The sequence below is a fragment of the Pseudomonas sp. TH32 genome (genome assembly GCF_016650855.1).
GTDB lineage: Bacteria > Pseudomonadota > Gammaproteobacteria > Pseudomonadales > Pseudomonadaceae > Aquipseudomonas.
Map to the genome: position 1 here is coordinate 5515110 of NZ_JAEKFA010000002.1, position 14236 is coordinate 5529345.

Annotated in this window: 12 protein-coding genes; 7 read left to right on the top strand and 5 right to left on the bottom strand. The window is 57.1% G+C overall.

Annotation, left to right across the window (positions count from 1 at the left end):
* Window positions 1-7 precede the first annotated feature (7 nt).
* From yidC to rpmH, 4 genes are read right to left on the bottom strand one after another with little or no spacing between them, the layout of a single operon-like run.
* Complete coding sequence (gene yidC / locus JFV30_RS28990) at window positions 8-1690, bottom strand: membrane protein insertase YidC (protein ID WP_010168487.1); 1683 nt, start codon at window positions 1688-1690, stop codon at window positions 8-10.
* A gap of 2 nt (window positions 1691-1692) precedes the next feature.
* Window positions 1693-1938, bottom strand: coding sequence for a membrane protein insertion efficiency factor YidD (gene yidD / locus JFV30_RS28995; RefSeq protein ID WP_003213574.1), 246 nt, complete (start codon window positions 1936-1938; stop codon window positions 1693-1695).
* Window positions 1931-2335, bottom strand: a complete 405-nt coding sequence (gene rnpA, locus JFV30_RS29000; RefSeq protein ID WP_010168490.1) for a ribonuclease P protein component — start codon at window positions 2333-2335, stop codon at window positions 1931-1933. Before rnpA ends, yidD begins: the two co-directional genes overlap by 8 nt.
* A 16-nt stretch (window positions 2336-2351) precedes the next feature.
* On the bottom strand, window positions 2352-2486 hold the full coding sequence (gene rpmH, locus JFV30_RS29005; protein ID WP_003213577.1) for a 50S ribosomal protein L34: 135 nt from the start codon (window positions 2484-2486) through the stop codon (window positions 2352-2354).
* Window positions 2487-3071: 585 nt separating this feature from the next.
* On the opposite strand from rpmH, the gene dnaA reads away from it, so the two are divergent.
* From dnaA to gyrB, 4 genes are read left to right on the top strand one after another with little or no spacing between them, the layout of a single operon-like run.
* Entirely contained in the window at window positions 3072-4592 is a 1521-nt protein-coding gene (gene dnaA, locus JFV30_RS29010; RefSeq protein WP_201125773.1) for a chromosomal replication initiator protein DnaA, read from the top strand.
* A gap of 39 nt (window positions 4593-4631) precedes the next feature.
* On the top strand, window positions 4632-5735 hold the full coding sequence (gene dnaN / locus JFV30_RS29015; RefSeq protein ID WP_003213582.1) for a DNA polymerase III subunit beta: 1104 nt from the start codon (window positions 4632-4634) through the stop codon (window positions 5733-5735).
* 20 nt (window positions 5736-5755) lie between these two features.
* The gene (gene recF / locus JFV30_RS29020; RefSeq protein WP_003213585.1) at window positions 5756-6859 is read left to right on the top strand and encodes a DNA replication/repair protein RecF; all 1104 of its coding nucleotides are present in this window, start codon (window positions 5756-5758) and stop codon (window positions 6857-6859) included.
* 4 nt (window positions 6860-6863) lie between these two features.
* Entirely contained in the window at window positions 6864-9287 is a 2424-nt protein-coding gene (gene gyrB, locus JFV30_RS29025; RefSeq protein ID WP_201125774.1) for a DNA topoisomerase (ATP-hydrolyzing) subunit B, read from the top strand.
* A gap of 96 nt (window positions 9288-9383) precedes the next feature.
* Here the strand turns inward: gyrB and JFV30_RS29030 are convergent, their stop codons facing one another.
* Window positions 9384-10106, bottom strand: a complete 723-nt coding sequence (locus JFV30_RS29030) for a response regulator transcription factor (protein ID WP_010168499.1) — start codon at window positions 10104-10106, stop codon at window positions 9384-9386.
* A gap of 172 nt (window positions 10107-10278) precedes the next feature.
* Between JFV30_RS29030 and JFV30_RS29035 the strand changes: the two genes are divergently transcribed.
* The 3 genes from JFV30_RS29035 (at window position 10279) to JFV30_RS29045 (ending at window position 14104) form a co-directional block, all read left to right on the top strand.
* On the top strand, window positions 10279-10530 hold the full coding sequence (locus JFV30_RS29035) for a hypothetical protein (protein WP_201125775.1): 252 nt from the start codon (window positions 10279-10281) through the stop codon (window positions 10528-10530).
* A gap of 277 nt (window positions 10531-10807) precedes the next feature.
* Window positions 10808-11794, top strand: a complete 987-nt coding sequence (locus JFV30_RS29040; protein ID WP_446739882.1) for a FecR family protein — start codon at window positions 10808-10810, stop codon at window positions 11792-11794.
* An 18-nt stretch (window positions 11795-11812) separates the two neighbouring features.
* Window positions 11813-14104 (top strand): CHASE2 domain-containing protein, encoded by a 2292-nt coding sequence (locus JFV30_RS29045; RefSeq protein ID WP_201125777.1) that lies wholly within the window; start codon window positions 11813-11815, stop codon window positions 14102-14104.
* Window positions 14105-14236 lie beyond the last annotated feature (132 nt).

Here is a 14236-nt window from a genome sequence, read left to right on the forward strand (position 1 = left end):
GAGTAAATTACGCCTCGGCTTTTTTGGTAGCCGCTTCGATTTTACGTGTGATGTACCACTGTTGGGAGATCGACAGGCAGTTGTTGACCACCCAGTACAGCACCAGACCAGCCGGGAACCACAGGAAGAAGAAGGTGAAGATGATTGGCATCATTTTCATGACCTTGGCCTGCATCGGGTCCGGAGGCGTCGGGTTCAGACGCTGCTGGATGAACATGGTCGCGCCCATGATGATCGGCAGGATAAAGAACGGGTCTTTGATCGACAGGTCAGTTATCCACAGCATGAACGGTGCCTGGCGCATTTCCACGCTTTCCAGGAGCACCCAGTACAGCGACAGGAACACCGGCATCTGCACAAGAATCGGCAAGCATCCACCAAGCGGGTTGATCTTCTCTTTCTTGTACAGCTCCATCATGGCCTGCGACATTTTCTGCCGGTCATCGCCATGTTGTTCTTTCAGCGCGGCCAGTTTCGGGGCCACGGCACGCATACGCGCCATCGACTTGTAGCTGGCAGCCGACAGTGGGAAGAAGATCCCCTTGATCAGCATGGTCAGCAGGATGATCGAGAAGCCCCAGTTACCCACAATGCTGTGGATATGTTGCAGCAGCCAGAAGATCGGCTGGGCAATGAACCACAAAATGCCGTAATCCACAGTCAGTTCCAGACCTGGGGATAACTCTTTGAGGACCGCCTGGCTTTTCGGACCGGCATACAGCGTAGCGCTGGCTTCAGCCTTGGCACCCGGGGCGACGGTCAACGTCGGGCCAGTGAAGCCAATGATGTAGTTGCCCTGGCTGTCTTTGCGGGTTTGAACGAGGTTGGCATCACCTTTGTTCGGGATCCATGCGGTCACGAAGTAGTGCTGCAACCAGGCAACCCAGCCACCTTGAACGGTTTCTTTCAGCGCGCCTTTGTCGATATCTTTCATCGACACTTTTTTGTACGGCTCGTTACTTGTCCACAGGGCGGCGCCCAGGTAAGTCGCGGTGCCGGTGGCGGTGCTGGAAGAAGGATCGGCGCTGTTGTCACGCTTGAGCTGGGCAAACAGGTTGCCAGTCCACGGCTTCGCGCTTTCGTTGTCGATCAGGTAGGTGACTTTCAGATCGTACAAACCGCGGGTGAAGCTGAAACGCTTGATGTAGTTGACGCCGTCGTGACTGAATTTCAGGTCGACGTTCAACTGATTCTGGCCATCAGCCAGTTGATAAGTCTTCTGTTCGGTCGAATAAACCGGACGACCGGTAGCACGAGCATCCGGACCGTCAGTACCGGTCAGGCCACTTTGCGCCAGATATACACGTTCGCCGCCGTTATCGAACAGCTGGAACGGAACATCCGGATGGTCTTGGCGACGTGGATACAGCGGCAGCTTCAGCTGGGCAATATCACCACCTTGTGGATCGATAGCCAGGTCCAGTACATCCGTTTTTACATGGATGAGGTCTTTATTGGTGACGACCGGGGTTTCTACCGGGGTGCTGGTATCGGCATTCGCGCTGGGTACATCGGCACTGGCGGCAGCATTGTTACCCAGTGGCGTATCCGGAATAGCCGGCGCCGACTGATTGGTAGCAACATTCTGAGTCGGCAGGGCAGCTTGGCCATAATCCTGGTTCCACTTAAGAACCATAGAGTAGGACACGATTGCCAGGGCGACGATCAGGATCGTGCGTTTAATATCCATGATTACTCGGCCATCGAAGAAGAACGGGAGGTAGGGATAGGTGGAACCGGGTCATAACCACCGGGATTCCACGGATGACAGCGACCTAAACGACGAAAGGTCAGCCAGCCACCGCGCAGAAGGCCATGATTTTCTATGGCTTCCAACGCGTAGCAGGAACAACTGGGGTAGAAACGACAGTGGTTTGCCATCAGGGGACTAATGGCATAGCGGTAAAACTGGATCGGAACGAGCGCCAGTTTACGCATCAGTACTGTCTACCCCTACAGTTTCGGTGCTGACAGCTGGTGCTGGCTTGTTGGTACGAGCCAAACGTTTCCAGAGCTTGCCGAAATGCTGAATCAATTCGGGGTTTTCTACGTCCCCCAAGCCTTTGCGCGCGACGATAACAATATCCCAACCAACCAGAGTCTCCTGGTGGAGGCGAAACGATTCGCGCATCAGACGCTTGAGGCGATTGCGCTCAACGGAGAGCTTTACGCTCTTCTTGCCGATCACCAACCCGAGACGGGGGTGATCCAGATCGTTGTTACGCGCAAGGAGCAGGAGATTTTTCCCCGGAACCTTGCCGGTGGGGGAGTCAAAGACTGCCTTGAAATGCCGGGGGGTTAGCAGACGCTTTTCCCGACTGAAGTCCTGACTCACCACCAGTACCGGATTATCAAACTGCCAGACGCGCACGACCTTTGGCGCGGCGACGCGACAGGACAGCACGGCCGTTCTTGGTGGCCATGCGAGCACGGAAGCCGTGAGTACGGGCGCGTTTGATGGTGCTTGGTTGGAAAGTACGTTTCATGGCGTGTTACCTGGTTCGTCCACAACGGGCCGGAATGGCCCCCGTTTTAAGAGACCGGCGATTCTAGAGAAAGCAAGCCTCTAGGTCAATTTCCAACCAGCTTTTCCTTTAATTAGATCTCTGGAGGCATTTGGAACGATTCCGGGCGATTGGGCTTTCACGAGCAATGCCATAGATATAAAAATAAAGAAGGAAGTTATTTAAAGCTTTTCTGTAAAGCTTATAAAAGCTAGGCAGGCGATCTTCTGTGGATAACTGCCTTGAGGCCATATTCCACGTGGTGTACAGAGAATGAAAACACGGGGGAGAAGCGGTGCTCTGCCTGTGCTGCGCTATCGGATAAGCTGTGTGTGGAATGGCTACTTATCCACAGGCCAGTTACCCACAGACTTTCGACCCCACTTGTACAACGGGCTTAAGGTCGCTTATCCACAGAGCTTATGCACAGACCATTTGTCGCCTTTTTTACAGTTAAGGCATTGATTCTTGGCGCTCTGTGAGCAACCTACATGTGGATAAGTGGACGGCTGGCCGCTACAATGGCGGCTGTTTTTGCCTCACCGGCTTTCAACTTAGGGGATATCCGTGTCAGTGGAACTTTGGCAGCAGTGCGTGGAGCTTTTGCGCGATGAGCTGCCTGCCCAGCAATTCAACACCTGGATCCGTCCGCTACAGGTCGAAGCCGAAGGCGACGAGTTGCGTGTCTACGCACCCAATCGTTTTGTTCTCGACTGGGTCAACGAGAAATACCTGAGCCGCGTTCTCGAATTGCTCGACGAACATGGCAACGGGCTTGCTCCGGTGCTCTCCTTATTAATAGGCAGCAAACGCAGCTCGGCACCCCGTGCTGCGCCGAATGCGCCGTTGGCAGCGAGTGCTTCGCAGGCTCAGGCCGCGGCGGCACCTGTTAATAACGCGCCAGCACCGGTTGCCCAGACGCCTTCGAAATCTTCTTCGCAGAAAAACGCGCCTATAAATGAAGAGCCGTCCCGCGACAGCTTTGACCCAATGGCCGGCGCCAGCTCCCAACAGGCCCCGGTTCGTGCTGAACAGCGCACCGTCCAGGTAGAAGGTGCGCTCAAGCACACCAGTTACCTGAACCGCACGTTCACTTTTGAGAACTTTGTCGAGGGTAAATCCAACCAGCTGGCCCGCGCGGCTGCCTGGCAGGTCGCCGACAACCCCAAGCACGGTTACAACCCGCTCTTCCTTTATGGAGGCGTTGGCTTGGGTAAAACTCACTTGATGCACGCTGTGGGTAACCACCTATTAAAGAAGAACCCGAATGCCAAGGTCGTGTACCTGCATTCGGAGCGCTTCGTGGCCGACATGGTCAAGGCGCTGCAGCTCAACGCGATCAACGAGTTCAAACGGTTCTACCGTTCTGTTGATGCCTTGCTGATCGATGACATTCAATTCTTCGCCCGCAAGGAACGTTCCCAGGAAGAGTTTTTCCACACGTTCAACGCGTTGCTCGAAGGTGGCCAACAGGTCATCTTGACCAGTGACCGTTACCCGAAGGAAATCGAAGGCCTGGAAGAGCGTCTGAAGTCGCGCTTTGGCTGGGGCCTGACCGTTGCGGTAGAGCCGCCTGAGCTGGAAACCCGCGTCGCGATTCTGATGAAGAAGGCCGACCAGGCTAAAGTCGATCTGCCTCACGACGCGGCATTCTTCATCGCACAGCGCATTCGTTCCAACGTGCGTGAGCTGGAAGGCGCGCTCAAGCGCGTCATCGCTCACTCGCACTTCATGGGCCGCGACATCACCATCGAGCTGATTCGCGAATCCCTGAAAGACCTGCTGGCGTTGCAAGACAAGCTGGTGAGTGTGGATAACATCCAGCGCACCGTGGCCGAGTACTACAAGATCAAGATTTCCGACCTGCTGTCCAAGCGCCGTTCGCGTTCGGTAGCACGTCCTCGTCAGGTGGCGATGGCGCTCTCCAAAGAGCTGACCAACCATAGCCTGCCGGAAATTGGTGATGTGTTTGGCGGTCGCGACCACACCACGGTCTTGCACGCGTGCCGCAAGATCAACGAACTTAAGGAATCCGACGCGGATATTCGCGAGGACTACAAGAACCTGCTGCGTACACTGACTACTTGATGAACACCAGCGCAGCTTATTAAGGCAAGGGACTAGACCATGCATTTCACCATTCAACGCGAAGCCCTGTTGAAACCCCTGCAACTGGTCGCAGGCGTCGTCGAGCGCCGACAGACCTTGCCGGTGCTTTCCAACGTATTGCTGGTTGTAGAAGGCCAGCAATTGTCCTTGACCGGTACCGACCTGGAAGTCGAACTGGTCGGTCGTGTCCAGCTGGAAGAGCCCGCCGAGCCCGGCGAGATCACCGTGCCGGCGCGCAAGCTGATGGATATCTGCAAAAGCCTGCCCAACGACGCGCTGATCGACATCAAGGTTGATGAGCAGAAGCTGGTGGTCAAGGCCGGTCGCAGCCGTTTCACTCTGTCGACCTTGCCCGCCAACGACTTCCCGACCGTGGAAGAAGGTCCTGGCTCGCTCACCTGCAGCCTGGAACAAAGCCGGCTGCGCCGTTTGATCGAGCGCACCAGCTTCGCCATGGCCCAGCAGGACGTGCGTTACTACTTGAACGGCATGCTGCTGGAAGTCTCCGAGGGCATCATCCGCGCTGTAGCCACCGACGGTCACCGTCTGGCCATGTGCTCGATGAAGGCCGATATCGGTCAGCCTGATCGCCACCAGGTCATCGTGCCGCGTAAAGGTATTCTGGAACTGGCGCGTCTGCTGACCGAGCCGGACGGCAATGTCAGTATCGTATTGGGCCAGCACCACATCCGCGCGACCACTGGCGAGTTCACCTTCACGTCAAAGCTGGTTGACGGCAAATTCCCGGATTACGAGCGCGTACTGCCTAAAGGCGGCGACAAGCTGGTGATCGGTGATCGTCAGGCCCTGCGCGAAGCGTTCAGCCGTACCGCCATTCTTTCCAACGAGAAATACCGCGGTATTCGCCTGCAATTGGCCAACGGCCAACTAAAAATCCAGGCGAACAACCCGGAGCAGGAAGAAGCGGAAGAAGAAGTCGGCGTCGACTACAACGGCGGCAACCTGGAAATCGGCTTCAACGTCAGCTACTTGCTGGACGTGCTGGGCGTAATGACCACCGAACAGGTTCGTTTGATCCTGTCCGACTCCAACAGCAGCGCCCTGGTACAAGAATCCGACAACGATGACTCGGCTTACGTTGTCATGCCGATGCGCCTGTAACCATGTTCAGCAGAAGCTAGATGTCCCTCAGTCGCGTCTCGGTCACCGCGGTGCGCAATTTGCACCCGGTGACCTTCTCCCCCTCCCCCCGCATCAACATCCTCCATGGCGCCAACGGCAGTGGCAAAACCAGCGTGCTGGAAGCCATTCACCTGCTGGGGCTCGCCCGTTCCTTTCGCAGTGCCCGCTTGTTACCGGTGATTCAGTACGAACAACTGGCGTGCACGGTATTTGGCCAAGTCGAATTGGCGGAAGGTGGTCATAGCAGCCTGGGGATATCTCGAGACCGGCAGGGAGAGTTTCAAATTCGCATCGACGGGCAAAATGCTCGCAGTGCTGCCCAATTGGCGGAGATCCTGCCACTGCAACTGATCAACCCAGACAGCTTCCGGCTGCTGGAAGGCGCTCCAAAAATCCGCAGGCAGTTCCTCGATTGGGGAGTGTTCCACGTGGAACCGCGTTTCATGGCCACTTGGCAGCGCCTGCAGAAGGCCCTGCGGCAGCGGAACTCATGGCTGCGGCATGGTACACTTGACGCCGCTTCTCAAGCTGCTTGGGACCGGGAACTGTGCCTGGCCAGCGCTGAAATAGATGAATACCGCCGCGCCTATATCAAAGCCTTGAAACCAGTCTTTGAGCAGACCTTGAGCGAGTTGCTTGAACTCGAGGGGCTGACGTTGAGCTACTACCGTGGTTGGGACAAAGACCGGGAACTGAGTGCAGTGCTCGCGACGTCCTTGCAACGGGATCAGCAAATTGGTCACACCCAGGCCGGACCACAACGGGCTGATTTGCGCCTTAGATTGGGCGCACATAATGCCGCGGACATCTTGTCCCGCGGTCAGCAGAAGTTGGTGGTCTGCGCCCTGCGTATCGCCCAGGGGCATCTGGTTAGCCAGGCCCGGCGCGGGCAATGTATTTATCTGGTGGATGACTTGCCGTCCGAACTGGACGAGCAGCATCGCCGCGCGTTATGCCGCTTGTTGGAAGACTTACGCTGCCAGGTGTTTATCACCTGTGTAGACCACGAATTATTGAGGGAAGGCTGGCAGACGGAAACGCCAGTCGCTTTGTTCCACGTGGAACAAGGCCGTATCACCCAGACCCACGACCATCGGGAGTGAAGGCATGAGCGAAGAAAATACGAATACGTACGACTCGACCAGCATTAAAGTGCTTAAAGGTTTGGATGCCGTACGCAAACGTCCCGGTATGTACATCGGTGATACCGATGATGGCAGCGGTCTGCACCACATGGTGTTCGAGGTGGTCGATAACTCGATCGACGAAGCTTTGGCCGGTCACTGCGACGACATCAGCATCATCATCCACCCGGACGAATCCATCACCGTACGCGACAACGGTCGCGGCATTCCGGTCGATGTGCATAAAGAAGAAGGCGTTTCGGCGGCAGAGGTCATCATGACCGTGCTCCACGCCGGCGGTAAGTTCGACGACAACTCCTATAAAGTATCCGGCGGTTTGCACGGTGTAGGTGTTTCGGTAGTAAACGCCCTGTCCGAAGAGCTTATCCTGACGGTACGCCGTAGCGGCAAAATCTGGGAACAGACGTATGTCCACGGTGTTCCACAGGAACCGATGAAAATTGTCGGTGACAGCGAAAGCACCGGTACGCAGATTCACTTCAAGCCTTCGGCTGAAACCTTCAAGAACATCCACTTCAGCTGGGACATCCTGGCCAAGCGGATTCGTGAGCTGTCTTTCCTCAACTCCGGTGTGGGTATCGTCCTCAAGGACGAGCGCAGCGGTAAGGAAGAGCTGTTCAAGTACGAAGGTGGCCTGCGTGCGTTCGTTGAATACCTGAACACCAACAAGACTGCGGTCAACCAGGTGTTCCACTTCAACATCCAGCGTGAAGACGGCATCGGCGTGGAAATCGCCCTGCAGTGGAACGACAGCTTCAACGAGAACCTGTTGTGCTTCACCAACAACATTCCTCAGCGCGATGGCGGTACTCACCTGGTGGGTTTCCGTTCTGCACTGACGCGTAACCTGAACACCTACATCGAAGCGGAAGGCCTGGCGAAGAAGCACAAAGTCGCCACTACCGGTGATGATGCCCGTGAAGGCCTGACCGCCATTATTTCGGTCAAGGTTCCGGATCCGAAGTTCAGTTCCCAGACCAAAGACAAGCTGGTGTCTTCCGAAGTGAAGACCGCAGTTGAACAGGAAATGGGCAAATACTTCTCCGACTTCCTGTTGGAAAACCCGAACGAAGCCAAGCTGGTCGTCGGCAAGATGATCGACGCGGCGCGGGCTCGTGAAGCGGCGCGTAAAGCCCGTGAGATGACCCGTCGGAAAGGCGCGCTGGATATCGCGGGCTTGCCGGGCAAACTGGCTGACTGCCAGGAGAAAGACCCTGCCCTCTCCGAACTGTACCTGGTGGAAGGTGACTCTGCTGGCGGTTCCGCCAAGCAGGGTCGTAACCGTCGCACCCAGGCCATCCTGCCGTTGAAGGGTAAGATCCTCAACGTCGAGAAGGCCCGTTTCGACAAGATGATTTCCTCGCAGGAAGTCGGCACCTTGATCACCGCCCTGGGCTGTGGCATCGGCCGCGATGAGTACAACATCGACAAGCTGCGCTACCACAACATCATCATCATGACCGATGCTGACGTCGACGGTTCGCACATCCGTACCCTGCTGCTGACGTTCTTCTTCCGTCAATTGCCGGAGCTGATCGAGCGTGGCTACATCTACATCGCCCAGCCGCCGTTGTACAAAGTGAAAAAGGGCAAGCAAGAGCAATACATCAAAGACGACGACGCCATGGAAGAGTACATGACGCAGTCGGCCCTGGAAGATGCAAGCCTGCACTTGAACGACGAAGCCCCGGGGATCTCCGGTGAAGCGTTGGAGCGCCTGGTAAACGACTTCCGCATGGTGATGAAGACCCTCAAGCGTTTGTCGCGCCTGTACCCTCAGGAGCTGACCGAGCACTTCATCTACCTGCCAGCCGTCAGCCTGGAGCAGTTGGGCGATCACGCTCACATGCAGAATTGGTTGGCCCAGTACGAAGTCCGTCTGCGTACTGTCGAAAAATCCGGGTTGGTCTACAAAGCCAGCCTGCGTGAAGACCGTGAACGTAACGTCTGGCTGCCAGAGGTCGAACTGATCTCCCACGGCCTGTCGAACTACGTCACCTTCAACCGCGACTTCTTCGGCAGCAACGACTACAAGACGGTTGTGACCCTCGGCGCGCAACTGAGCACCCTGCTGGATGACGGTGCTTACATTCAGCGTGGCGAACGCAAGAAAGCAGTCAAAGAGTTCAAGGAAGCCCTGGACTGGTTGATGGCTGAAAGCACCAAGCGTCACACCATTCAGCGATACAAAGGTCTGGGCGAAATGAACCCGGATCAGCTGTGGGAAACCACCATGGACCCAGCGCAGCGTCGCATGCTGCGTGTGACCATCGAAGACGCCATTGGCGCGGACCAGATCTTCAACACCCTGATGGGTGATGCGGTCGAGCCTCGTCGTGACTTCATCGAGAGCAACGCCCTGGCGGTGTCCAACCTGGACTTCTGATCAGGTTGTAGCTCAAAACAAAAAGGCCAACGCTTAGCGTTGGCCTTTTTTATTGGGTGGAATATGGAGTTTTATAAATGCTCCACGTGGAACATCTCACTCATCGGAGGCTGCTGTCACACTCTCCAATCGATACCCATACCCATAGATTGTCAGTAACTGCCAACCCCGATCCGCCGTCAGTCCCAGCTTGTTTCGCAGCCGATAAATATGCGTATCCAGCGGCCGTGATGACACCATTTCTTCATGGGTCCAGAACCGCTCATACAGATATTCCCGAGACAGCGGCCGTGCCAGGTTCTCGAACAGGCACCGAGCCAGGCGGTATTCACGTTCCGTCAGGCTGATGGGTTTCCCTGCCCTGCTCACCGTGAGTTCAGCATCGTCAAAGGTCAGGTCGTTGAAGGTCAGCACTTCACTGGCCGCGGACTTTTGCAGTCCGTGACGGCGCAGCACGGCATTGACTCGTGCCTTCAGTTCATTGGGACGAAACGGCTTGCTGACGTAATCATCCGCGCCACTGTTCAACGCCTGGACGATATCGCTCTCGGCATCGCGGCTGGTGAGCATGATGGCGGCAGGTGGTACTTCCATGTGCTCGCGGGTCCAGCGTAGCAACGCCAGGCCGCTGAGGTCGGGCAGTTGCCAGTCGAGGATCAGCAGGTCAAAGGTTTCCCGGCGTAGCTGGCGCAGCAAGTCTTCTCCACGCTCAAAGCAGTGCAGGGTCCATGGCTGATCCGCAGCGCTGGGGATTTGTCGCAGTGTCTGTTCCACCCGCCGCAGTTCAGCAGGTTCGTCATCCAGTATTGCGACACGCATGGCAGGGTCCTTTCTTGTTGAAGAATGCGGGCTTGAATCTGAACAATTATGGCCAGATTCTCAGGCCCTATGAATCTCTCGGTACGCTGATATCAAATGGCCGTAAGCCATTGGAAATCGTCAATACCCAAGCTGGGAAGATACCGGCTCGAGACCTTCAGGAAAAGGATCAATGGCAATCTGGTTTTATGCTGTTTCGAGACGAGTGAGTGTTCTGGAGAAGGTTAATGTATGGGGCCGGATGGTGTTGGTGGTCATGGCGGCAACCCTGGGGACGGAAACGGTCGGTGCATCCAAGCCGGTGGTTCCGATGCCGTTCGATGAGCGTCAAACCCTGAGTGAGCCCGGTGATGGTATGGGGTTCGCCAGCTCGCCGTTTCAGCAACTCAGCGAACAGCAGCAGACCCAACGCTGGGTTTTTTAAGTACCGCCAAATCTGAACAAATGTTGCGAATCGATGCGATGCACCGCTGTTGTAGGTAAATTCGCTCTCGCTGGATGACACACGGATTGGAGCGATGGAATTGCTCCGACACAGGGACGTGTCATCTTCAGCATGGATCCCACTCCCCAGACATTTCGGCTATCGACGGCGATACTTCATCGAGTATCGTAGACGGTACTCAAGGTCTTCCCGCTGCAAGACGCTTCCTGAACGTGCTTTCTGATGCCCCATTAGAACTAGAATCTTGATGAGCGCCATGACCTTTTTCCCCTGCCGATTCCGTTTTGCCGTTTCTACCCTGTTGGGTTCTGGCTTGATCGTTACGCTTGGCGTAGTGAGTCTGTCGGCCTTGGCACGCCCCGCCCCTCCCCGCGCCCCCTATATCGATGACAATCAGATGTGTCGCGCGCAGCCTCTGCCGGCGGCGGTGCAGCACCTGACCGGCGAAGCCTGGAAACTGGATGCGAAGGGTGTGTCCACGGCCCTGGAAGAAGGCATGCTCATTGATGAACAAGAGAGCGTGAAAACCTCACCGGGCGCGTTTGTCAGCCTGTTGCTGGGGGACGGTTCGCGGATCGTCTTGCCGTCCAGCTCTCAGGTCCGATTGCACCTGGTTGAAGAAAAGTCCATTCCCCAGGTGATTCTTGAAGAAGGTCAGGTCGAGGCTTACGTGATCAAGCGTGCCAGCGACTATGACCGTTTCCAGATCATGACCCCGGTGGGCGTCCTGGGTGTGCGCGGCACGCATTTCCGTGTGCGCAACGATGGCGAACAATCGCTGGTGGAAGTGCTCAATGGGCAAGTGGCGGTCAATCGTGATGACGCTCCGCCGACCCCGCGGCCCATCAAGAAGAAGCCGATTACCGGGCCGGTTGCTGGCGAAGTAAAAGTCAGCGCGCGACAGGGGCTGGCGTTCAAGAAACAAGGCGAACTCAAACCCGTGGAACTGCTTGATGCACCACGGTTGGTCGGCCAGGACGGCCAGAAGGGCGATGCGCCGGTATGGACCCTGTTCCTGCGTCCCTTGGCCGGTGCCCAGCGTTACAGGGCCCAGGTCGCGACCGATAAGGAGTTCCTGAACATCAAGCAGGAAAACTTCTCCGACACGCCACAAATGCGCTTCACTGGGCTGAAAGCATCGTTCTATCACGTACGTTTGTCGGCCTATGATGAACATGGGCTGGAGGGAGAAACCGGCGTCTATGACATCTTCTATTACCCACCCGCGACGCGTGTGCAGTAGCGCTTCGGAAGCGCACTGGTGAGGCTGTGGCGCAGGGCTGAAAAGCGCCAACCGACTCAGGCGCAGCGGCTGTTCAATGGCCTGGTACGCGAATGGCTTTGGGTCAGCCTGTTGCTGCTGCCCATCACAGCGTTTCTGTCACTGAGCCCGGGCCTTGCCCTCAATAATCTGCTGTATGACAGCCTTCGGCGCCTGGCACCGTTGCCGGTGGATCCACGCATCCTGCTGGTGACGATCGATGACCGGAGCCTGAAAGAACTCGGCCAATGGCCATGGTCCCGGCGCGTACATGCCGACCTGCTGGATCGGCTAAGTGCCGCCAAGCCTGCGGGCATTCTGTTCGATGTGATCTTCAGTGAGCCCGCCCGGGAACCGGCCAATGACTTAAGGCTGGCCGAGGCCATGTGCAACTCTGGCACTGTCCTGCTGCCCTTGATTCGCGAAGGCACGCCCCGCTACGGCCAACCGGTTGCACAAATACTGCCCGTGCTACCCCTGCGTGACTGCGCCAGGAGTGTTGGCCATATCAACGTTGAAGCAGACAGCGACGGTATCGTTCGAAGCCTGTATTTGCGTGAAGGCCCGCCCGGCAATATGGCACCACAACTGGCCTGGTTGGCGTTTGAATTGAGCGGCCAGCAATCCGTAATGCCAGGGGCGCCTGGTCCGTCGGACAGCACCTACTGGCAGCGGGAAAATGCCATTCGAATACCTTTCATCGCGAGCCATGCCGGTTTTCCCAGCGTGCCGTATATCAGCGTATTACGCGGTGACGTGCCGCCGGAGTTGCTGCGCAACCGCTTGATCCTGATCGGCGCCACTGCGCCGGGCATGGGCGACCGTTACGTCACGCCGCTGTCGGCCAGCGTCGGCACCACGCCGGGTGTGGAAATCCAGGCCAATATCCTCAACGGCTTGCTGCAAGGGCGCAGCATCGTTGACCTGCCCGCGTGGACGGCGACGCTGCTGGCCACTGCGATGGTCGCGCTGCTATTGGGCTTGCTGTTGTTTCGCCCGCGTTATGCCCTGTGGCTGACCCTCGGTTGCATGGGGGCCGCACTCCTCGGTTCATGGGGCCTGCTGCGCCTGGGCCATTGGTGGTCACCGGCGGCGTGCCTGATCGGCATGCTGCTCAGTTACCTGATCTGGAACTGGCGGCGCCTGAGCGTGATCCTGGCCTACTTCGGCTGGGAGCTGGCACGCCTGGACAACGAACCCAAAGTGCTCCCGGAGCGCCGTAGAGCGCCCGCCAGCCAGGGCGATGTATTGCAGGGACGGATCTTTGCCCTGGAACAGGCGGTCAGCCGTACCCGGGACACCCGGCGCTTTATGGCGGATGGTCTGGAGTGCTTGCCGGTAGCGACCCTGATTACCGACCCCAAGGGCAATGTGCTGCTGGCCAACCGGATTGCCCGTGGGGTGTTCGGCAACGAACTGGTGGCTGAAAACCTGTTGGAGCAGCTTGCGGCATTGGGTTATCCACCGCTGCAGGACGGTGCTCGCCCTGCCCTGTCGGCCCTGGAAATCGTCGAGTTTCGTGACACCCTGAATCGCAGCTTGCGCCTCGACCTGGCCCCACTGCTACCGGCAGACGGTGACGTGGCTCTGGGCTGGCTGCTAAGCCTCACAGACCTGAGCATCGAGCGCGACGCACAGCAGCAACGGGAAACCCTGCTGCGCTTTCTGTCCCATGACCTGCGTGCGCCGCATTCGGCGATCCTCGCCTTGTTGGATGTCCAGGACAGCGCCGCGCCAATATTTACCCAGATCGAGCAACAAGTCCGTCGTGCCTTGAACCTCACCGAATCCTTCGTGCAACTGGCGAAAGCCGAGTCTGATGGCTACCAATTTCAACCCAGCCTGTTTGCCATGCTGGTGCTGGATGCCTTTGATCAAGTGGCGGTGCACGCCCAGTTGAAAGGCATACAACTGGTCCACGACCTGGATGAAGACGGCGACGAGATGGTCTGGGCGGATCAATCGCTGCTCACCCGTGCCTTGTTCAACCTGTTGGAAAACGCGGTCAAATACAGCCCCTCGGGTACCACCGTCAGATTGAGCCTGACCCGCAGTGACGACCGGTTGGAATGCCGTATCAGCGACCAGGGTCGAGGCATCGCGCCGCAGGACCTGCCCGAACTCTTTGGCCAATATCGGCGCTTCGCGTCAGCTCAGGGTAGTGAGGGATTGGGATTGGGGCTGACCATGGTCAAGGCCGTCGTGGATCGCCATGGTGGGCGGATTGGCTGCGAAAGTGTGGTGGACAAAGGTACGACCTTCATCCTTCAACTGCCGTTGTGGAGCGAGTGAACCGCGGCTTTTTACCTGTGCATAAAAAACCGGTCTCAAGGACCGGTTTTTTAATGCGGAAAAAACTTATGCACCTTTTCCGGTGTTTTATGAGCTTGGGAAATATGTAAGTAAATCAGAAGCCTATGAGCT

What these genes read in the sequence shown, in the direction of transcription:
- yidC (WP_010168487.1), bottom strand. Translation starts at nt 1,690, where the DNA reads ATGGATATTAAACGCACGATCCTGATCGTCGCCCTGGCAATCGTGTCC.
- yidD (WP_003213574.1), bottom strand. Translation starts at nt 1,938, where the DNA reads ATGCGTAAACTGGCGCTCGTTCCGATCCAGTTTTACCGCTATGCCATT.
- rpmH (WP_003213577.1), bottom strand. Translation starts at nt 2,486, where the DNA reads ATGAAACGTACTTTCCAACCAAGCACCATCAAACGCGCCCGTACTCAC.
- dnaN (WP_003213582.1), top strand. Translation starts at nt 4,632, where the DNA reads ATGCATTTCACCATTCAACGCGAAGCCCTGTTGAAACCCCTGCAACTG.
- recF (WP_003213585.1), top strand. Translation starts at nt 5,756, where the DNA reads ATGTCCCTCAGTCGCGTCTCGGTCACCGCGGTGCGCAATTTGCACCCG.
- gyrB (WP_201125774.1), top strand. Translation starts at nt 6,864, where the DNA reads ATGAGCGAAGAAAATACGAATACGTACGACTCGACCAGCATTAAAGTG.
- JFV30_RS29030 (WP_010168499.1), bottom strand. Translation starts at nt 10,106, where the DNA reads ATGCGTGTCGCAATACTGGATGACGAACCTGCTGAACTGCGGCGGGTG.
- JFV30_RS29035 (WP_201125775.1), top strand. Translation starts at nt 10,279, where the DNA reads ATGGCAATCTGGTTTTATGCTGTTTCGAGACGAGTGAGTGTTCTGGAG.
- JFV30_RS29040 (WP_446739882.1), top strand. Translation starts at nt 10,808, where the DNA reads ATGACCTTTTTCCCCTGCCGATTCCGTTTTGCCGTTTCTACCCTGTTG.